Origin of the sequence: Flavobacterium sp. SM15 (genome assembly GCF_022012335.1) — a bacterium.
GTDB lineage: Bacteria > Bacteroidota > Bacteroidia > Flavobacteriales > Flavobacteriaceae > Flavobacterium.
In genome coordinates this window covers 425009-445916 of sequence record NZ_JAKLTO010000001.1, presented here as the reverse complement: position 1 = coordinate 445916, position 20908 = coordinate 425009, and the positions used below count along the sequence as shown (strand labels likewise).

Genomic DNA, 20908 nt, shown 5'->3' with positions numbered 1-20908 from the left:
TTAGTCGGTGGCTTCCAATTCAAAAATATCGTTAACGGATTTTTCGAACAGTTTGGCAATCTTTAAAGCCAAAACAGTGGAAGGAACGTATTTTCCCGCTTCAATGGCGTTGATGGTCTGTCGGCTTACCCCAATTTTTTCGGCCAGTTCCGCCTGAGTGAGGTTGGCGATGGCGCGTTGTACTTTTACGTTATTCTTCATTGGGTTCAAATTTAGTTGATTTGTATAGCATCCAATGGAAACGGATGATGAAGAAGACCAACAGGGTAAACATGTTGTACATCATCACATTCAAGAAAGGCAGTCCGTAAATAAAAAGAATGCAGAATGCTAATACTGCGTAATTGAAATAGGTGGCCCATACCAAGCTTTCCACCCTAATTTTTGCGACCATTTCGTCTTCGGTTTTCTCTTTAGAGAAGGCAAACACCAATCCGCTTGCAATGAAAAGCAGCATTGCCAGTTCATCAAGTATGTTGTTCTTGGCCCAACTGAAATAAAAAGGACCTTTTAAGTTCTGATCGTTCATTAAAGCAAATACTTTGGCTTGCAGCTGCACCGCTTCGTCGTCGTTGAAATTCAACACAAATACCAGTCCGAAAAAAGAAAGTAACAATAGAATTAAGCTTGGTTTTTTAAGCACATTCGGAAATAAAAAGTTCGTTTTCATGATGATTGATTTTTAAATGATTACTTCAAATGTAAAACATAATTTCCATAATGACAAATAAATTTTACATTTTGTCAAATAAAAATGTCCTCCGAAGAGGACAGAAATATTATTTAGCGAAACTAAGTATGTAAGTTTCAAGGGCTTTCAGTTCTTCTTCCGGCAGGTTTTTGGTAATGGCAAAATTCGTTTTCATTACGCTGTATTGTGTCGGATCTACAATTGGACCGCTTTTTTCAGTAAGGAAATCAGTAATGCTGGCGCCTTTTTCTTTGTAAATTTTAGCAATATCCGCCACACTCGGCCCAATTACTTTCTGATTGGGTTTGTGGCACGAATAACACATACCTTTTCCGTCAAAAACTTCTTTTCCTAAAGCTAAAGCGACTTCTTTTGGAGACTTTTTTACTTCCGGATATAAGGCAGCTTTTTCTTTTTCTTCATTTTTGCAGGCTGTCAGGGCAAGAGCAGCAAGCACTAAAACATTCTTCTTCATTATTTATGATTCAATAAAATAGCGGCTTCTTTGGCAAAATAAGTAGAAATCAAACTAGCTCCGGCACGCTTGATGCACATGAGTTGTTCCATCATAATTTTGTCGTGATCCAACCAGCCTCGTTCCGAAGCAGCTTTAATCATCGCATATTCTCCCGAAACATGAAAAACCGTCACCGGAACGTTCACGGCGTTTTTAACTTCACGAACGATATCCAGATAAGCGATTCCCGGCTTTACCATGACCATATCGGCTCCTTCTTCCACATCCATAACCGCTTCTTTGATGGCTTCAATGCGATTGGCGTAATCCATTTGATAGGTTTTCTTGTCTTTCGGTACTTCGATATCCGCTTCTTTTGGGGCAGAATCCAAAGCATCACGAAACGGTCCGTAAAATGCCGAAGCATATTTCGCCGAATAACTCATAATTCCCACATTATGGAAACCAGCTGCATCCAAACCTTCGCGTAGACGCAACACGCGTCCGTCCATCATGTCGCTGGGCGCTACAAAATCAGCTCCGGCCTGCGCATGGGAAACGGCCATTTTCACAAGTGCTTCCACCGTTTCATCGTTGGCTACATCGCCATTTTTTATTATTCCATCGTGTCCATACATCGAATACGGATCTAAAGCTACATCGGGCATTACGATCATTTCCGGGCAAGCGGTTTTGATTGCTTTAATTGCCTGTTGCATTAATCCGTTGGGGTTCCAGGCTTCTTTTCCGGTGTTGTCCTTTAAGTTGTCGTTTACTTTTACATAAATGTTTACCGCACGAATGCCTAAAGCAAACAATTCTTTTACTTCTTCTACCGTCAAATCAATTGAACGGCGGAAAATACCCGGCATTGATGGGATTTCCACTTTTACGTTTTCACCTTCTGCGATGAACATCGGGAACATGAAATCTGCGGGACTTAAACTAGTTTCACGCACTAAACTTCTAATGCTTTCGTTTACGCGTAATCTTCTGCCTCGGTGTAATGGGTACATAACGTTTATTTTTAAATCCAATCGACTGGATTGGCTAATACTTTAATTAATTTTTCTTCTTCGCTTCGCGCTTCCGGATGATGGTCGTACACCCATTGCACATGCGGAGGTAAACTCATCAAAATCGATTCGATTCTTCCGTTGGTTTTTAAGCCGAATAGGGTGCCTTTATCGTGAACCAAATTGAATTCTACATAACGACCGCGACGGATTTCCTGCCAGGTTCGGTTGGCTTCTGTAGAAGGTAAATCTTTTCGTTTTTCAACAATCGGTAAATAAGCGGAAAGGAAACTGTTGCCGACTTCGGTTACAAAATTGAACCAGTTTTCCATTGACATTTCTTCAGTTGCTTTTAAATGGTCGAAAAACAAACCGCCAATGCCTCGTGCTTCGTCACGATGAGCGTTCCAGAAATAGTCGTCGCATTGTTTTTTAAACTTTGGATAGAATTCCGGGTTGTGCTTGTCGCAAGCCGTTTTACAGGTTTGGTGAAAATGTTTTGCGTCTTCTTCAAACAGATAATATGGGGTTAAATCCTGACCACCACCAAACCATTGGTTTACGATGTTGCCTTGTTTGTCGTACATTTCAAAATAGCGCCAGTTGGCATGAACAGTCGGCACCATCGGATTTTTCGGATGAATCACCAGACTTAGTCCGCAGGCAAAAAAATCGACTTCACCAACTCCAAAATAGGTTTGCATCGCCACCGGTAAGGCACCGTGCACGGCTGAAATGTTCACACCGCCTTTTTCGAATACGTTGCCGTTTTCAATCACGCGGGTTCTTCCGCCACCGCCTTCGGGACGCTCCCATAAATCCTGACGAAATTTGGCTTTGCCGTCCAGACCTTCCAAACCTTTACAGATTTGGTCTTGAAGATTCTGTATGTAGGAATAAAATTGTTCTTTCATTTTTAGAAACGTATCTTAATTCATAATGGAATTTATTTTCATCATAAATATCATTATAAATAATAGTATCTTTTTTTATGATTTTTATTGTTTTTGAATTCTTCTCTTTTATAAGTGAATCTCCAACATTTACTTTGAAATAAATAGAATAATAACCAATTTCAGATGAGTCAGAAAGTCTTAATACTGCTCGGTCAAAATGATTTTTTCCTAATTTATCTCTATGCCATTCATTATCTATTTTGTATTGAACCTTTGCATTGACTTCATCTTTTATGTGTTCTTTATAAAATTCTCCTTTATAATCATAATTTGATTGCTTATAAATGTCATGAGCAAGAATAAAGAATCCCAAACCAAGTACAAAAGCAAAGAAAAAGTATTTAACCCAAGGGCTATCAAATTCTAAATTGAAGATACTTTCTCTTTTTTTAAGCATTACATATTGTATTCTTTTACCGCTTCCACAAACGCTTTAGCATGATCCACCGGAATGTTCGGTAAAATTCCGTGGCCTAAATTCACGATGTATTTGTCTTTTCCGAATTCGTCGATCATCTCGTGTACCATTTTTTTGATGGTTGGAATCGGCGATAATAAACGGCTTGGGTCAAAGTTTCCTTGTAAAGTGATGTTGCCTCCGGTTAAATAACGGGCGTTTCTTGGAGAACACGTCCAATCTACTCCTAGAGCAGATGCTTTCGATTTTGACATTTCGTTTAAAGCAAACCAACAGCCTTTTCCGAAAACAATCACTTCAGTTTCTTCAGCCAAAGCTTCTACGATTTGGTTGATGTATTTCCACGAAAATTCATGGTAATCGGTTGGGGATAACATGCCACCCCAAGAATCGAAGATCTGTACAGCGTTTACTCCCGATTTTACTTTTTCTTTTAAATATAGGATGGTGGTATCGGTAATTTTTTGCAATAAGGTATGCGCGGCAACTGGGTTTGAAAAGCAGAATCCTTTAGCGGTATCAAAGCTTTTTGATCCTTTTCCTTCCACAGCATAGCAGAAAATCGTCCAAGGCGAACCGGCGAATCCGATTAACGGTACTTCGTCGTTCAGCATTTCTTTGGTTAGTTTGATGGCGTCCATCACATAGCCTAAACTTTCTTCAATATTTGGAATGAATACCTTTTCTACTTGCTCCATCGAACGGATAGGATCAGGAATGATAGGTCCTAAATTGTCCTTTAATTCCACGTGAATACCCATTGCTCTTGGTACTACCAAAATATCCGAGAATAAGATTGCAGCATCGGGTTTTACGATACGAATCGGTTGTACGGTAATTTCAGCCGCTAATTCCGGAGTTTCGCAACGGGTGAAAAAATCGTATTTGTCGCGAAGTGCACGGAATTCCGGTAAATATCTTCCTGCCTGACGCATCATCCATACCGGAGGGCGCTCTACAGTTTCTCCTTTTAGTGCTCTTAGAAATAGGTCGTTTTTAATCATGCTTTCTATCTGTTGCAGTAATTGCAAGTGTTATTTAAATTCGTTGATACATTGGATAATCGTGTTCTCAATGGTAGGTTGATTGGCGATTACGATATTTTTGATTCCCGATTGGCTGGCCGCATCTGCTGTGGTGTTCCCGATGCAAAAAGCGATTTCGGAGGTGATTTTATTCTGTTTCAGATAACTTTCCACACCTGATGGGCTGAAAAATAGGATGCCATCCGGTTTGGAATCTATTTTTTGGGGTGTTAAAATGGTTTCGTACACAGTAATTTCGTTGAAGACTACACCTGCTTCTTTCATCATTTCCGGTAAGGTGTCACGACGCAGGTTGCCGCTGAAAAATGTGTATTTGTTGTTTCCGTAGACAAGCGTGATGATTTCTGCCAAATCTTCAGCATAACCTGTATAAGCCACTACATTAAAACCGTTTGCTTCTAATAAAGTTTTGGTTTTGATACCTACACAGAAAACGTCTTTTGTTTTTAATTCTTCAGCTTTAGGATGTTTTAATACACTTTCCACGCCGTTCTGGCTGCTGAAAATCAAGGTTTCATTAATGTCTTTTAATTGAAAATCGACTGGTTTTGTGGCAATGAAATCGGCTTCCACAACTGAAAATCCGGCATTCAAAAGATATTGTTTCTGATTGCTTAACAGTTTTTTGGTGGATACGATGCGAACAGCTTCACTCATTATTTTTTCAGTTTCGATTTGATGTCGGCCATTAATTCCGAGCCGCCGTTGTCTAAAATTTCTTTGGCACAGTTGAAGCCTAATTTCTTCCACTCGGAAATATCGAAAGCGCGTTTGATTTCCAGTTTTTGACTTCCGTCAATGGAAAATAAAACACCGTGAAAATCAATGGTATCGTTCTCTTCATTGTAGTTTGCTAAAGCTCCAATCGGAGCAGTACAACCGCCTTCCAAGGTTCTTAAAAACTGACGTTCGATATAGGTACAGATTTCCGTTTCGATATGGTTCAACTGACTTAAGGCGTCCAAGGCAAATTCATCGTTTTCCATCGCAACTACCATCATCGCGCCTTGTGCCGGAGCCGGAATCATCCAATCCAGATCGAGATAGGTTTCCGGTTTTAAGTTGATGCGTTCCAAACCAGCTGCTGCGAAAACCGCTCCGTTCCAATCGTTTTCCTGCAATTTCTGCATACGGGTGTTTACATTTCCGCGTAAATCGACCACTTGGTGTTGTGGGTATTTGTTCAGCCATTGGGCTTGACGGCGTAAACTTCCGGTAGCCACGGTTCCTTCTCCACTTAAGAAATCAACGTTTCCTTTATGAACCAAAATATCAAGCACATTAGCACGTTCCAGAACAGCTGCCTGAATGATCCCTTGCGGTAAAGCGGTGGGTACGTCTTTCATGGAATGTACGGCAATGTCGATATCGCCTCTTAACATGGCAACGTCTAGGGTTTTAGTAAAAATGCCCGTGATGCCTAATTCGTATAAAGGTTTGTCCAGTATGATGTCACCGGTAGATTTTACGGCCACTATTTCGGTGGAATACCCTAACTCCTGCAATTGGTGCTGTACAGTGTGTGCCTGCCAAAGCGCCAATTCGCTGTCACGGGTTCCGATGCGTATTTTTTTAGTCATTTTTTACGGTTTCTATCTGGAAGATTTTCTCGATCCATTCGATGCTTTCATCGACCATGGTATTGTCGTCTTTCAGATGATTGGCAAAATGGTTGGTTATTTTCTGAATGATGCGGTTGCTGATAAGTTCCGCCTGCTCTTCGTCGAAATTACTGATTTTCTTGCGTTGAGCGGTCAATTCTTTATCTTTAATGGTGTTTAATTTTTCCTTTAAAGCATGTATTGTTGGGGCGAATTTTCTTGCTTTGGTCCAGCCGATGAACTCGTCTTTGATTTCCTCGATAATCGCTTCGGCAGCAGGGATGTGCTTTTTGCGGTTTTCCAAAGTTTCATCGGTCATTTGCGATAAATGATCCATGTGTACTAAAGTTACGCCCTCCACGTCCTGCACGTTTTCGTTCACGTTTTTCGGAACAGATAAATCTAAAACCAACAAAGGTTTTTTCAGGTTCAGAATCGCTTTGTCTATTGTTGGATTTTGTGCTCCTGTGGCCACCACTAAAACATCGGCCTTTTGAATTTCAGCCTCTAAATTCGCGTAGTCTTTTACCACCACATTTAATTTTCGGGCTAATTTCTCGGCTTTGTCTTTGGTTCTGTTGATTAAGGTAATCTGTTCGTGTTTGGTGTGTTTTACCAGGTTTTCGCAAGTGTTTCTTCCGATTTTTCCGGTTCCGAAAAGCAGAATATTTTTATTGGAAATGTCTTCAACATTATTGAAAATGTAACGAACCGCGGCAAAAGAAACCGAAGTGGCTCCGGAAGAAATTTCCGTTTCGTTCTTGATGCGTTTGCTGGCCTGTATTACCGCATTGGTCAAACGCTCCATATAATTGTTGGTAAGATCGACATTTTTACTTTCGATAAAACCGTTTTTCAACTGGCTGATGATTTCAAAATCCCCTAAAATCTGGCTGTCCAGACCGGTTCCTACACGGAACATGTGGTTGATGGCTTCAGAATTTTTATGTACGTAGGCCACCTGTTGGAAATCTTCCACGGTCCCTTGGGAATTGTCGCAAAGCAATTTGATCAGTTGAAACGGATGCTGGGCAAAACCGTAAATTTCAGTACGGTTACAAGTTGAAGTAACCAGTAAACTGTCAATTTCTGTATCTTTGGCTTGTTGTAACAAGTTGGTTTTGGCCTCGGGGTCAAGGCTGAATTTACCTCTAATCTCGGCGTCTGCTTTCTTATAGCTCAATCCAACAACATAGAACGAAGCAGGCTTTGATATCGTGTTATTTTCCATTCTTTTCACTTTATCCTTAAAGTTCAACAAAAGTACTACCTGCAATTTTATAAAAATAACGCTGGAAGTTCTTTTTATGTCGCTCAGGGATATTTTTGAGTGAATTTGACTTTTACGCGTTATTTCTCTTAAATTTGTATGAAAATCAAGCCTTCAGAACTTTTTAATTTAGAGTGATTCTAAATAGTTTTGTAAATTTGATTTATAAATACATACGAAAAAATACCGCTATGGGTTCTACGGAAGAAATAAAAATTGAAGAGGATTTTATCCTGTTGCGTTTTCAGAACGATTCGGAAGAGACGGTTCGTTTTGAGCGTCAGGTACATACAGGGCTGATCCAGTTTCATTTCGGATTGAAAGGCAGTGCAAAATTCATCTTTAATCAAGGGAATTACGCATTAGAGTTGAAGGAAGAAAAGTCACTTTTGTTGTACAATCCGCAGAAAGAATTGCCGCTTCAAATGGAAATTGCGCCAAAATCTTGGGTAATCACTGTTTTGGTGTCGATTAAAAAATTCCATGGTTTGTTTTCTGAGCAAGCGGAACATATTCCTTTTTTGAGTGATGAGAATAAGGATAAGAAGTATTATGGGGAAGAAAACATCAGTCCTTCCATGGCCATTGTGCTCAACCAGATGTTTCATTATTCGTTGAACCCGTCCATCAAAAATATGTATTACAAAGGCAAGGGCTATGAGTTGCTGAGTCTGTTTTTTAACCGAAACGAAGATCCGGATGCCGAACAATGTCCGTTTTTAATTGATGAAGAAAATGTTCAGAAACTCAAAAAAGCCAAAGAAATCGTCATCGCAAACATGGCGGAACCACCAGGATTACAGGAACTGGCGGATCAAGTTGGTTTGAATTTAAAAAAACTAAAAATGGGTTTTAAACAGATTTACGGCGATACGGTTTACGGTTTTTTGTTTGATTATAAAATGGAACATGCGCGAAGACTGTTGGATTCTGGTTCTTACAATGTGAACGAAGTCGGATTGAAAATCGGGTACAGTACCGCAAGTCATTTTATTGCAGCCTTCAAAAAGAAATTCGGGACAACTCCAAAAAAATACCTGTTAGAGAAAAGTGCATAAAAAAACGGCCCTCTGGCCGTTTTTTTTAATTATAGTAGTGTGCAATAATCTGAACTTCATCGTTTGCGGTTCCCAAATACATTTTCATCGCTCCGGATCCGCTGGTGTCGGTAACGGCTAACTGAGCAGAAAACATTGGGCAGTACGTTCCTGGAGGCAGTTTAACATAATCTGAACCGGTGTTGTGGAAGTTTTCAATTTCCCCGGTTCCTGTAGCTCCATTGGAATAGTATTGTCCGGTGATGCCCAGTCCGCCCCCTAAGGTTGAAGTGCCGCCGTCAATTTCGAAGGCACCACCAATTAAATTTCCTTCCAAATCAGTTGTAACGACAGGACCAACATAACTTCCCTGTCTAAAGTACAATAAAGTTTGAACAACACGGGCATAACTGTCGCCTACACGTAAATTGGCATTTTTCTCGATATTCCAAGACACGGAATAATTGATTTCAACGATTGCCGGACGCGTTAAGGTAAAGGTTGAGTTTGGAATATCTCTCGGGATTCCCGCATAGGTGTAACCATCACCATAGCCGTGTTGGATTACGTTGTTCACGTTTTCCTTGTCGTCTTTTAAATAATTTTCTGCATCAAACAAGATTTCGATGTTGTTGTCTTTTGAACCAAGAACTAAATCGCCATTGGCATCAATATAAACACGAGATGAATTTCCTACTCCAAGATTGTTTGTGTTGTTTGCCGCATTTAAACCTTCAATCCTTACCGTTGAATTTGCGCCACCAACGTGAACGCCTTCCTGTGGATTGGTTGTTTTGATTCCTACCTGGCAATTGGCGCCCAGTGCAGTTAATAGAACGGAGAGTGTAATATATTTTTTCATAGTAAGTTTAGTTATAGATTCTTATTTTAAGAAAATCCTTTGCACCACCATAGCCTACACTTGTTAGTTTGCTTTCACCATCATTGATTTGCCCAAAAAAGTGTAAGGAGTGGTTGCCTGCTGGAATGGAGGAATAGCCGTGAGAGTTCATGTAGGCATACCCTAAAATTCCTTGTGCAAATGAAGAATAAGGTAAACCGTTTAAACCGTATCTTTTTGATAATTCTGTTGCGTCAAGCCCGTCATTATTCAAGTCAATGCAAAAATACACCTTGGCTATTCTTGCAGATGAGTCGTTAAATGGGGTTGCGGCAGAATTCAAATCGGTAGAGGAAAATAAAACGGTAATGCCATACTTTACTTCAATTAAGGCGGCTTGTGGGGAAGAAAAAGGAACCACGGTAATCAATCCGTTTGATGAAGTTACGGCGGTTGAATTATTGATTATGGTACCATATCCCAAAGGACCCGCAGGTACAAAATCATTAACGTCAATTAAGAAATTAATAGGCGGAGTAAGACCTGTTGAGCTAGATCCATTTGCTCCTGAGGGAGATAATGTAATGTCTCCGTTTGCGTTTACATATGCAAGCGCCGGTTTTAGTCCGTTGTTTAGTGTAGGGTTGTTTACTGCACTGTGTTTTTCAATTCTAATGGTTGAAAGATTTCCTGCAATATGTAAATCCGATTGAGGATTAGCTGTGCCAATTCCTACTTGGGAATAACCTATAAATGAGGTTAATAGTAAAGCGAGTAATGACTTTTTCATAAGCTTGGGGTTTTAGTAAAGTCTCATAAATAGCGAATCGGTGTCTACGGCATATTTCACATAAGTTGGTAAAGATGGAAGATTTGAACTGATCTCGCCTTTTAATTTAATAGTGTGTGTTCCGGCAGATAATTGAACATAAGTTGTACTAGTGTTGTACATTTGTCCTACCGCACAAAGACGATCGGTAGCAATGTAGGGAGCAGGATTGTTTTTATTGTAACTCATGTAGCTTTTACTTGCTTGACCGTATTTTCTTGGCAGGTCATCAACCGTATAATAAGTGGTAATGCGTCTTGCTCCAGCATCTCTTATTTTAAGCATGGAGTTGTTATGGTAAATTTCGTAGCTGATACTGTATTTGATTTCCAAGATGGCTTGTCTTGGCACACTTACAGTATACGTAAGGATGGTCCCGTCTACTTTACCGTCAGCATCGGCGGCGGTCATTGTTAGGGTGGCAGTTGGGATTGTGGTGTGGTCAATAGCATCACTACCATCGGAATTTTCAAAGGTATTTAATGCTAAGGTAAGGACTCCATTGCTGTCAACATAAAGCGGATAGGTACCTGTTGGGTTGGTGTTTCCTCCGTTAAACGGATTATTGTCTTTACTAAGACTTTCAACACGAACAGTTCCAACGCTTTTGTCTAAATGCAATTTTTGTTGTGGATTTGTTGTTCCGATTCCTACTGCACTGGTTTGTGCAAATAGGGAACAACAAATGAGCAATGCGGATAAAATGTAGGCGTTTCTCATGCTCTTTAGGATTTGGTTAGTACTTTGTTAAGGGGGCTTGTACTTATAAGATGCAGAAAACAAAATAGGGTTGCGTTAATTTTAAAAAAAATATTAAAAAACAAGTAAAATGACAAAAAAAAACTTAGTCTGTTGAGGTAAGTTAATAAAAAGTTATGTTTTTATAAATATTTAATAATGAAAATTCATTAAAAATAACATTAATCATTAGAAATGTTACAATTTGGTTTAATTGATGATTTTTACGACAAAACGAATGTTTTTGAAGTTATTTTAACAAGGAGTGCTTTTGTCTTATAAAGTGTAACAAAATCTAAATAAAATGTATATTTTTTCGGGTTGTTTAACTTCTATAAACTAAGAAAGCAGCCAATAGGCTGCTTTCTTAGTTTGCTATAAATCGTTAATTATAATAATGAGCAATAACCTGAACTTCGTCTTGTCCTGTTCCGATGTACATTTTACAAGCTCCAGCTCCACCGGTGTTTCCTACAGCAACTTGTGCGGCAAACATCGGGCAATATCTTCCGGCTGGTAGTTTAACATAATCGGTGCCGGTATTGTGAAATAACTTTGCAGCTCCGTCACTGGCAGCATTGGTGTGAAATTGTCCGTTCAGCCCTAAGGCTCTTCCAATGGTTAAAGGGACTCCGTCTAAATCAGTAGTCACAAGTCCGGTTGCAAAGGTTGGATCGTGCGAAGTAAGTGGCATTTTCAGTAAATACATATAGGTTTGAATAACCCTAGCATTTTCATCATCAGGAGCACTGCTGGCATTTTTTTCCAATTCCCAAGAAAGCGAATAATTAATTTCAACAATGGCGGATTTGGTTAAGGTGAAAGTAGAGAGACCTGCCCCAATTTGTCTTGGCCATCCAGCAATTGTGTAACCGGAACCAACACCGGTTTGTGTGATTACGTTTGCATCACTTCCTCCGGTATCCTGAGCATCGTTTAAGTAGTTGTAGGGGTTGAAAAGAATTTCCACATTATTGGTTGCGGCACCCAGAACCAAGTCTCCATTTGCATTGACAAAGACGCGGGTGGAGTTTCCGGCTCCTAAATTTGCGGTATTGTTTGCAGCACTCAAACCTTCAACTCGAGCCGTTGAGGTGTTCCCGGCGATATGTAATTCTTCTTGTGGGGTTGAGGTGTTTACTCCAACTTGTGCTATAACAGAACAAGGAATAACATATACTAAGTAAAGTAGTTTTTTCATATTAATTATATAATCTGATTTTTAAGTAATCCAAATCACCGCCAAATCCAATACTGGTGTATTTGTTGGTTCCGTCTGTAGTTTTTGCAAAAAAGCGTAAGGAATGGTTTCCAGCCGGAATATTAGCATATCCATGTGCATTCATATAGGGGTACCCCATGATTCCTTGAGATAAACTGGTGTAGGATTGTCCTTTGTTTCCGTATTGTTTTGAAAGTTCTGTTGCATCCAGACCATCGTTGTTAAGATCGATACAGAAGTAGAGTTCATACGTTCGTGCAGATCGGTCGTTTAGGGTTGATCCGGCAGGAGTGGTAATCATATCGGTTCCGGAAACGATAATGGTTACTCCGTACTTTACTTCGATTAATGCAGCCTGTGGTGCTGAAAAAGGTACGGAAACTAACTCCATAGAAGCAGTAGTTGTGGTAGTGTCATTGTTTAAAACAATTCCATTGTAGTAAGGAGCGGTTCCATCAGGGATAAAATTACCCACATTAATTAAGAAATTTAGAGGAGCAACCGTTCCGGGAACCCCACCTCCTGAAGCATAGTTTGGAGGGTACAATGTGAGTTCTCCGTCTTTATCGACATATACCGGCGCTAATTTTACACCATCATTTAAAGGAGCGCCGTTTACAGAGTTTAATTTCTCAATACGAATGGTGGAAGTACTGCCGGCCACATGCAGATCTTTTTGCGGATTGGCGGTTCCTATACCCACTTGTGCTATCGTTGCGGTAGGTATTAATAGTATGAGTAGTAATTTTTTCATAATTCTAAGTTTTTAGTATAAACGCATGAAAACAGAATCATTACCTACAGCAAAATTTACTCGGGTCTGATCATTTGTGGTTCCGGTACTCACTTCCCCATAAAATCGAATAGTGTGTGTTCCGGCGGTCAGACTAATGTAAGTTGTGCTGGAATTGTACATATTCCCCTTAGAGGCATTGACCGGCGTGGCTGCCAGATCATTATTGTTATGATAGCATTTTGAGGCCTGTCCGAACCTTGGTGTTGTTGATGTAAACGAAGCGGGTGCTGTATCAACAGTGTAAAAGGTTGAAATTCTTCTGGCTTTTGTACTTTTTAGCTTAGTGGCAGCAGTACTCATTACTTCAAAACTGATGCTGTATTTAATCTCCAAGACTGCATCTCTTGCAATAGTAATGGTGTAAGGAAGAATGACAAGGTTTCGAAGCCCGTTGTTTGGAGCGGTTGCTGAAGTAGGAACGAGCAGTGATGTTGTAACGAAAGGAGTTGTGGCAGTTATGGCATCACTACCGTCACTGTTTTGAAAAGTCGATAAGCTTAGTGTTAAATCACCGGTGTCGTTAACATATACGGGATAGGTCTTGTCTATACCGCCTCCGTTGAATGCGTTGTTGGCGGAATTCAGCCCGTCGATTCGAATTGTTCCGCTAGATGAGGCTAAGTGTAGTTTTTGTTGAGGGTTGGAGGTTCCAATTCCAACACCGCTAACCTGGGCATGAAGAAGAGTGTTTAACAGTATGATTAGGGGCATAATGTAAATTTTTCTCATAAGTCCACGTTTTGTTAGTTTTGTAAAATTATTTACCGTAAAGACGCAATTATTTAACAATGGTTGCGCGTGATTTGTTATTTTTTTAGTTTTTTTTCATTTGTAAGAATGTGATTGTTAGTATTTTGCCTTTTAAAAGCTACTTTTTATCTAAGTTAACTTAATTTTAACTAATAACAATGTTTTTGTTTAAAAAAAATGATTATAATAAAATATTGTTATATTTATTGAGAACTATTTATCTAAAATAATTTATTGTTAAGAATAGTTTAAAGCATGTATGTTATTAAATAATAGTACTTTTGAAAAAAAGAAAAAATGAAGGGAGTTTTATTGGTCAATTTAGGTTCTCCGGACAGTCCGGAGCCGAAAGATGTCAAGCCATATCTGGACGAATTTTTAATGGATAAATACGTAATTGATGTACCATATCTGTTGCGTGCTTTTTTGGTTCGTGGAATCATTTTAAGAAAGCGTCCTGAAAATTCATCCAATGCATACAAAAGAATCTGGACTGAGGAAGGTTCACCACTAATCGTTATTTCAAAAAAAACACATAAGAAAGTACAGCAAAGGGTTCAGGTGCCGGTTGCGTTATCCATGCGTTACGGAAAACCGAACATTCTTTCCGGGTTACAGGAATTACATGATAAAGGAGTGACAGAAGTTATGCTGTTCCCTTTATATCCGCAACATGCGATGGCTTCCACAACCACAATTTTGGTTTTGGCCGAAGAACTGCGCAAGAAACATTTTCCAAACATGACGTTTACAATCGTGCCGGCATTTTATAATAAAAAGGATTTCATTCAAAACCTTGCCGATTCCATCAAAAGACATTTGGAAGGATTTGACTACGACCATTTGTTGTTTTCCTATCACGGAATTCCCGAACGTCACATCCGTAAGGCCGATGTAACCAAATCACATTGTAAAATTGACGGGAATTGCTGTTCGGTGGCTTCGCCGGCGCATGAGTTTTGTTACCGTCATCAGTGTACGGAAACCACCAGGCAAGTCGTGGAGCTTTTAGGGCTTCCGAAGGAAAAATACAGCCAAACCTATCAGTCAAGATTGGCGGGGGACAAATGGTTGGAACCGTATACCGATATCGAAATCAATAAGATGCCCGGCAAAGGAATCAAAAATCTGGCTGTGGTAACACCGGCTTTCGTTGCGGATTGCTTGGAAACTCTGGAAGAAATTGCCATGGAAGCCAACCATCAATTCAAGGAACACGGAGGAGAAAACTTCAAATTCATCCCTTGTTTAAATGACGATGATGCCTGGATGGACACCATAGCCCGTTGGATCAACGACTGGGCCAACAAGTAATTATGGACACGTACTACAATTACATAAAATCATTACACCTGATCTTTGTGATCACTTGGTTTGCCGGACTTTTTTACATCGTTCGGCTTTTTGTGTACCATGCGGAAGCGAAGGCCAAACCCGAACCGGAACAAAGCATACTGATCAAACAATACCAATTGATGAGCTACCGTTTGTGGTACATCATTACGTGGCCTTCTGCGGTTTTGGCGAGTGTTTTCGCCTTTTGGATGCTTTTCGGAACGGCTTTGGGCAATGCCTGGCTGAAAATGCCCTGGATGCACGTTAAATTAGGTTTTGTCTTTTTACTATATTTATATCATCTGAAATGTCATCAGATTTTTAAGCAGTTGCAAAACGATCAGGTAAAGCATTCTTCTTCTTTTTTCAGATTGTGGAATGAAGGAGCGACCATTATCTTGTTTGCAGTTGTTTTTCTGGTAATATTAAAAGATGCCTTTAATTGGGTGTACGGAGTAATAGGAATTCTTCTTTTTTCCATACTGCTCATGTTGGGCTATAAATTTTATAAAAAATTACGCGAGAAAAACCAAAGCTAAATGCCGGACGCTTTTAAAATAACGCAGCTCTCCCTTCGATTGAGGATTTTCCTTTCGATGATTTTTTTAACGCTGGTTGCGTCGGTTTTAATTGCGGCCGTTTCCATTTATCAGTTCCGAAAAGAAGCACGTGATTACCATCAGGACCGTTTGGAACGAAAGGAAGATGCCATTACTGAGCACATCAATTACATTCTTTCCACGACAACTTATCCGTTAACCACTCAGAATCTTCCCCTTATTTTTAAAGACAAGATTTACGAACTGGCCAACATTCACAGTCTGGAGATTAATATGTACGATTTGAATGGAAAACTGCTGATTTCTTCTAAAGGTGCTTTTTCGGTAGACAAGGTAGCCAAACCAATCCAGCCGATTATTCTGAAAATCATCCAATCCTCGCCCAGCAAACGCTTTGTCGATTTGCAGATGGTGGAAGGGCAAAAATACCGTTCTTCCTACAGTTATCTGAAAGACACGAAATTCAAACCTTTGGGAATCATTAACTTACCTTATGTGGAAGAAACCGGGTTTTACGAAAACGAGGTAAAGAGTTTTTTAATGCGTTTCAGCCAGGTGTATGCTTTTATGCTCTTGATTTCTTTCGTGTTGGCGTATTTTCTCTCGAGTTACATTACTAAATCGTTGCAAACCATTAGCGACAAATTAAAGCAAACGCAATTTTATAAAAAGAACGAAAAAATCCAGCTCGAATCATCCAGTAAGGAAATCAAATCCCTGATTACGGCTTACAACGCCATGGTGGACAAACTGGAAGAAAGTGCGGTATTGTTGGCGCAAAGCGAACGGGAACAAGCCTGGCGCGAAATGGCCAAACAGGTGGCCCATGAAATCAAGAATCCACTCACGCCAATGCGTTTGACCGTGCAAAGTTTTCAACGGAAATTCGATCCCAACGATGTCAACGTAAAGCAAAAAATGGACGATTTCTCCAAAACGCTCATCCAACAAATCGACACGATGAGTTCGGTGGCTTCGGCTTTTTCCAATTTTGCATCGCTTCCGGCGCAACAGAACGAAACTTTAAATATTGTGTACGTGGTGCAGCTGGCTTTGGATATTTTCAATGAAGATTACATCCGTTTTGTATCCGAAGAAGAGGAAATCATCACCAAAATCGATCGTACCCAGTTAATCCGTATTATTACCAACTTGGTGAAAAACGCGATTCAGGCGATTCCGGAGGAGGAAGCGCATCCTATGGTTTCCGTTACAGTCTTCCGTGAGAACGACGCGGCAAAAATTGTGGTAAAAGACAACGGAAAAGGTATCGCCATTGAAAATAAAAATCGTATTTTCGAACCTAAATTCACCACCAAAACCAGCGGAATGGGTCTTGGATTGGGAATTATCAAGAACATAGTGGAAAGTTACCACGGTTCCATCGATTTTGAAAGTGAACTGGGAATAGGCACCGAATTCACCGTTACCCTTCCTATAATAAATACATAAATTGCATCATGAACTACGAAAACATTTTAATTGAAAAAGACAACGGAATTTCCGTAATAACCATCAACCGACCGACCAAACTGAACGCTTTAAACAAAGCGACCATTGAGGAATTGCACCACGCTTTTAAGGCGGAAGATGCGGATAAAACTACCAAAGTGATCATTGTAACCGGAAGCGGGGAAAAGGCTTTTGTGGCCGGAGCCGATATTTCGGAATTCGCAAGTTTTTCAGTAGAACAAGGAGCAGAATTAGCTGCCAAAGGACAAGAATTGTTGTTTGACTTTGTGCAGAATCTGTCTACTCCGGTAATTGCAGCCGTTAACGGATTTGCCTTAGGAGGCGGTTTGGAATTGGCGATGGCCGCACATTTCAGAGTAGCTTCCGACAACGCCAAAATGGGCCTTCCGGAAACTTCGTTAGGCGTTATTCCTGGATATGGAGGAACGCAACGTTTGGCCCAATTAATAGGAAGAGGACGCGCCATGGAAATGATCATGACCGCCGGAATGGTCACGGCAGAAGATGCTTACCGCGCCGGACTGGTAAACCACGTGGTAGCGCAACCGGACTTGTTGGAGTTCACCAAAGGAATTGCCACGCGAATCATGAACAACTCTTCTGTAGCAATTGCTCATGCCATCAAAGTGATCAACGACAATTATGTAGATGGCGTTAACGGGTATCAGTCGGAAATCAAAGCCTTCGGGGACTGTTTCGGAACTGCAGACTTTAAAGAAGGTACCACTGCGTTTTTAGAAAAAAGAAAAGCAGTATTTCCTGGAGAATAATTACAAAGCGAACCAATTTGGTTCGCTTTTTTTGTAAACATAAATAACACACAAACCAAGAAAAACAAATGACACACAAAAAAATTAGCGATTTTTTAGAAAGCGTAGAGAAGAAAAATCCAAACGAACCGGAGTTTTTACAAGCGGTAAAAGAAGTAGCCGAAACTGTAATTCCTTTTATCGAAGTAAATGAAAAATATAAAAATAAAATGCTTTTGGAGCGTATGGCCGAGCCGGAGCGCGTGGTAATGTTTCGCGTAGCCTGGATCGACGATAAAGGACAGACCCAATTAAACCGTGGGTACCGTATTCAGATGAATTCCGCGATTGGGCCTTATAAAGGAGGATTGCGTTTTCACCCGTCTGTAAACTTGAGCATCCTTAAGTTTTTAGCTTTTGAGCAGGTATTCAAAAACAGTTTGACCACGCTGCCAATGGGTGGTGGAAAAGGAGGTTCTGATTTCGATCCTAAAGGAAAATCCGATACGGAAATCATGCGTTTTTGCCAGGCTTTCATGACCGAGTTGGCACGTCACATCGGTAACGATACCGACGTTCCCGCGGGAGATATCGGAGTTGGAGGAAGAGAAGTAGGCTATTTATTCGGACAATATAAAAAACTGCGCAACGAATTCACGGGAGTTTTAACCGGTAAAGGAGTTTCTTTTGGAGGTTCTTTGATTCGTCCAGAGGCTACGGGGTATGGCTGTGTGTATTTTGCACAAAGTATGTTATCCACCAGAGGCGAAAGTTTTGAAGGGAAAACGATTGTAGTTTCGGGATCCGGAAACGTGGCGCAATATGCGGCAGAAAAAGCCCGTCAGTTAGGCGGGAAAGTGGTAACGCTTTCCGATTCTTCGGGTTATATTTATGATGCCGATGGAATTGATGCCGATAAACTGGCTTTTGTAATGGATCTTAAAAATGTGCGTTATGGAAGAATAAGCGAGTATGTTAACCAATATCCGAATGTAAAATTTGTGGAAGGAAAAACGCCTTGGGAAGTACAATGTGATATCGCATTACCGTGTGCCACCCAAAACGAATTGGACGGGGAAGCCGCAAAAATATTGACTGACAATGGTTGCATTGCAGTAGCTGAAGGCGCCAACATGCCTTGTACACCGGAAGCTGTTGAGGTATTTCATAACAAGAAAACGCTATTTGCTCCTGGGAAAGCGTCCAATGCTGGTGGGGTGGCTACATCCGGTTTGGAAATGTCACAAAACTCCTTGCGTTTGAGCTGGTCGTCTGAAGAGGTGGACGAGCGTTTAAAACGCATCATGCACGATATTCACGAAGCGTGTGTGAAATACGGTGCCGACGGAACGGGTTATATTGACTACGTTAAAGGAGCAAACATTGCCGGTTTCGTGAAAGTAGCCGATGCAATGTTGGCGCAAGGTGTGGTGTGATTAAATTTTGCGATAGTGGATAGCTATTCTATGATTTTAATACCAGCGGTTTCGGTCTTTGGATCGAAGCCGTTTTTTTTATAACCCTGAGAATCAACTTTGTGATAATAACTTAAATATAAAAAAAATCTTTAAATCATAACATTGTTTCGATTAATTTGGTGGTAAATTCTTATGTTTTATTTCATTGCTAATGGTCATCTTGCTTAAAATGGAGCCGAAATTTCCAATTAAAATTAGAAAACAAATAGGATAAGAGAAGTACTGTTTAACCACTAATTCGACGTTTATGAAGATTTTTGTACTATTCTTTTGTGTTTTACAATCCGTTTTTTTAACTGCTCAAAATCCATCCGATCCGGATCCGCTTTTTAATGCCTCCACAGGGTTTAATAATAATGTTTATAAAATATATGTCCAACCTGACGAGAAAATCCTTGTAAGTGGTTTGTTTACTACCTATCAAGGCCAGTCTCAAAATAGTTTAATTCGTCTGAATGCTGATGGCTCCAAGGATACTTCTTTTGATATCGGAACCGGTTTTAATCAATTCGTAATGCCGATAGTATGGGACAATAATGGAAAGATACTTGTGGGAGGCGGTTTTAATTATTTTCAAGAGCAATTGCAAAATTATTTAATTCGATTGAATCCGGATGGTACTAAAGACAATACTTTCGATATTGGATCGGGATTTGGCGGTTATGTTTATGCTTTGGCGATGCAAACAGACGGTAAAATTCTCGTGGGAGGGAACTTTACTTCTTATAAAGGCCAAACACAGCTGAGATTGATCCGATTAAACCCGGATGGTTCCAAAGATGCTTCTTTTGATATTGGAAGCGGGCTCAATGGTGTCGTCAATCATGTCACCATTCTAGCGGATGGAAAGATCCTTGTTGCAGGCGGCTTTACCACCTATAAAGGACAAGGTCAAAAAGGACTGATTCGCTTAAATTCGGATGGTACGAAAGATACTTCTTTTAGCATCGGAACAGGCTTTGACCAAAGTGTTAACATGGTAGAGGTGCAACCTGATGGAAAAATACTAGCTTCAGGCTGGTTTAGTACCTTCCAAGGGCAATCTCAAAAAGGGTTGGTTCGCTTGAATTCTGACGGTTCTAAGGATGCTTCTTTTGATGTTGGAACCGGTTTCATCGGGAGTGTCTCCGGATCGGTATTGCAAGCTAATGGGAAGATTATTCTGGGAGGGCAGTTTAACTCTTATCAAGGGCAGCCCCAAAACTATTTAATTCGTTTGAATGCTAACGGATCTAAAGATACCACCTTTGATATTGAAACCGGATTTGACAGTAATATCTTCACCCTAACCTCACAGCCGGATGGTAAGATTCTCGCAGGAGGGATGTTCAATTCCTATAAAGGACAAACTCACACCCGACTAATCCGTATAGAAGCAGGAGAGTTGCTTTCTGATGCTGATTTTACCAAGGAAGCGATAGTGGTATTTCCCAACCCGGTAAAAGAGACGTTATTCATAAACACAAATGATGGCGAAAGTGTTTTAAATGTTCAGGTTTACGATATACAAGGCAAACGTATCCTCGATAAAGAAATAATCGGGATAGAATTAGATGTCCGAGATTTAGAATCAGGGATTTATTTACTTAAGATTAAAACAGCCAACGGTGAACTAACTAAAAAAATCATTAAAAACGATTAAGAT

General features: G+C 40.2%; 23 protein-coding genes. 7 read left to right on the top strand and 16 right to left on the bottom strand.

What is annotated here, in order from left to right:
- The 10 genes from LZZ90_RS02130 to hemA form a co-directional block, all read right to left on the bottom strand.
- Window positions 1-201 (bottom strand): helix-turn-helix transcriptional regulator, encoded by a 201-nt coding sequence (locus LZZ90_RS02130; protein WP_237789029.1) that lies wholly within the window; start codon window positions 199-201, stop codon window positions 1-3.
- A complete protein-coding gene (locus tag LZZ90_RS02125; protein WP_237789028.1) occupies window positions 191-670 on the bottom strand; it encodes a hypothetical protein in 480 nt (159 codons plus the stop codon). The genes LZZ90_RS02130 and LZZ90_RS02125 overlap by 11 nt, the downstream gene beginning before the upstream one ends.
- Window positions 671-779: 109 nt before the next feature.
- Complete coding sequence (locus LZZ90_RS02120) at window positions 780-1166, bottom strand: c-type cytochrome (protein ID WP_237789027.1); 387 nt, start codon at window positions 1164-1166, stop codon at window positions 780-782.
- Window positions 1166-2164 carry a porphobilinogen synthase gene (gene hemB / locus LZZ90_RS02115; protein ID WP_237789026.1) on the bottom strand — a complete coding sequence of 333 codons (999 nt, stop codon included), beginning with the start codon at window positions 2162-2164 and terminating at the stop codon, window positions 1166-1168. The genes LZZ90_RS02120 and hemB overlap by 1 nt, the downstream gene beginning before the upstream one ends.
- Before the next feature lie 11 nt (window positions 2165-2175).
- Complete coding sequence (gene hemF, locus LZZ90_RS02110) at window positions 2176-3078, bottom strand: oxygen-dependent coproporphyrinogen oxidase (RefSeq protein WP_237789025.1); 903 nt, start codon at window positions 3076-3078, stop codon at window positions 2176-2178.
- Window positions 3026-3517: a hypothetical protein gene (locus tag LZZ90_RS02105; protein ID WP_237789024.1), complete on the bottom strand. Its 492-nt coding sequence runs from the start codon at window positions 3515-3517 to the stop codon at window positions 3026-3028. Before LZZ90_RS02105 ends, hemF begins: the two co-directional genes overlap by 53 nt.
- Window positions 3517-4542, bottom strand: a complete 1026-nt coding sequence (gene hemE / locus LZZ90_RS02100; protein ID WP_237789023.1) for a uroporphyrinogen decarboxylase — start codon at window positions 4540-4542, stop codon at window positions 3517-3519. Before hemE ends, LZZ90_RS02105 begins: the two co-directional genes overlap by 1 nt.
- Before the next feature lie 30 nt (window positions 4543-4572).
- Complete coding sequence (locus tag LZZ90_RS02095) at window positions 4573-5241, bottom strand: uroporphyrinogen-III synthase (protein WP_237789022.1); 669 nt, start codon at window positions 5239-5241, stop codon at window positions 4573-4575.
- A complete protein-coding gene (hemC, locus tag LZZ90_RS02090) occupies window positions 5241-6164 on the bottom strand; it encodes a hydroxymethylbilane synthase (RefSeq protein WP_237789021.1) in 924 nt (307 codons plus the stop codon). The genes LZZ90_RS02095 and hemC overlap by 1 nt, the downstream gene beginning before the upstream one ends.
- Window positions 6157-7416 carry a glutamyl-tRNA reductase gene (gene hemA, locus LZZ90_RS02085; RefSeq protein WP_237789020.1) on the bottom strand — a complete coding sequence of 420 codons (1260 nt, stop codon included), beginning with the start codon at window positions 7414-7416 and terminating at the stop codon, window positions 6157-6159. The genes hemC and hemA overlap by 8 nt, the downstream gene beginning before the upstream one ends.
- A gap of 230 nt (window positions 7417-7646) precedes the next feature.
- On the opposite strand from hemA, the gene LZZ90_RS02080 reads away from it, so the two are divergent.
- On the top strand, window positions 7647-8513 hold the full coding sequence (locus tag LZZ90_RS02080) for an AraC family transcriptional regulator (RefSeq protein ID WP_237789019.1): 867 nt from the start codon (window positions 7647-7649) through the stop codon (window positions 8511-8513).
- Window positions 8514-8538: 25 nt separating this feature from the next.
- Here LZZ90_RS02080 and LZZ90_RS02075 read toward each other — a convergent pair whose 3' ends face one another.
- The 6 genes from LZZ90_RS02075 to LZZ90_RS02050 form a co-directional block, all read right to left on the bottom strand.
- Window positions 8539-9354: a hypothetical protein gene (locus LZZ90_RS02075; protein WP_237789018.1), complete on the bottom strand. Its 816-nt coding sequence runs from the start codon at window positions 9352-9354 to the stop codon at window positions 8539-8541.
- A 7-nt stretch (window positions 9355-9361) separates the two neighbouring features.
- Window positions 9362-10123, bottom strand: coding sequence for a hypothetical protein (locus LZZ90_RS02070; RefSeq protein WP_237789017.1), 762 nt, complete (start codon window positions 10121-10123; stop codon window positions 9362-9364).
- A gap of 12 nt (window positions 10124-10135) precedes the next feature.
- Window positions 10136-10882 (bottom strand): hypothetical protein, encoded by a 747-nt coding sequence (locus LZZ90_RS02065; protein WP_237789016.1) that lies wholly within the window; start codon window positions 10880-10882, stop codon window positions 10136-10138.
- Window positions 10883-11285: 403 nt separating this feature from the next.
- The gene (locus LZZ90_RS02060; protein ID WP_237789015.1) at window positions 11286-12101 is read right to left on the bottom strand and encodes a hypothetical protein; all 816 of its coding nucleotides are present in this window, start codon (window positions 12099-12101) and stop codon (window positions 11286-11288) included.
- A gap of 1 nt (window position 12102) precedes the next feature.
- Entirely contained in the window at window positions 12103-12876 is a 774-nt protein-coding gene (locus tag LZZ90_RS02055) for a hypothetical protein (RefSeq protein WP_237789014.1), read from the bottom strand.
- A 12-nt stretch (window positions 12877-12888) separates the two neighbouring features.
- Complete coding sequence (locus LZZ90_RS02050) at window positions 12889-13647, bottom strand: hypothetical protein (protein ID WP_237789013.1); 759 nt, start codon at window positions 13645-13647, stop codon at window positions 12889-12891.
- Between the two features lie 318 nt (window positions 13648-13965).
- On the opposite strand from LZZ90_RS02050, the gene hemH reads away from it, so the two are divergent.
- From hemH to LZZ90_RS02020, 6 genes are all read left to right on the top strand, one after another.
- The gene (gene hemH / locus LZZ90_RS02045; protein WP_237789012.1) at window positions 13966-14982 is read left to right on the top strand and encodes a ferrochelatase; all 1017 of its coding nucleotides are present in this window, start codon (window positions 13966-13968) and stop codon (window positions 14980-14982) included.
- Window positions 14983-14984: 2 nt separating this feature from the next.
- On the top strand, window positions 14985-15542 hold the full coding sequence (locus tag LZZ90_RS02040; protein ID WP_237789011.1) for a CopD family protein: 558 nt from the start codon (window positions 14985-14987) through the stop codon (window positions 15540-15542).
- Entirely contained in the window at window positions 15543-17015 is a 1473-nt protein-coding gene (locus LZZ90_RS02035; RefSeq protein WP_370640595.1) for a PAS domain-containing sensor histidine kinase, read from the top strand.
- A gap of 8 nt (window positions 17016-17023) precedes the next feature.
- Window positions 17024-17806: an enoyl-CoA hydratase/isomerase family protein gene (locus LZZ90_RS02030; RefSeq protein ID WP_237789010.1), complete on the top strand. Its 783-nt coding sequence runs from the start codon at window positions 17024-17026 to the stop codon at window positions 17804-17806.
- 68 nt (window positions 17807-17874) lie between these two features.
- A complete protein-coding gene (gdhA, locus tag LZZ90_RS02025) occupies window positions 17875-19221 on the top strand; it encodes an NADP-specific glutamate dehydrogenase (protein WP_237789009.1) in 1347 nt (448 codons plus the stop codon).
- A 289-nt stretch (window positions 19222-19510) separates the two neighbouring features.
- Window positions 19511-20905: a T9SS type A sorting domain-containing protein gene (locus LZZ90_RS02020; protein WP_237789008.1), complete on the top strand. Its 1395-nt coding sequence runs from the start codon at window positions 19511-19513 to the stop codon at window positions 20903-20905.
- Window positions 20906-20908: the final 3 nt, after the last annotated feature.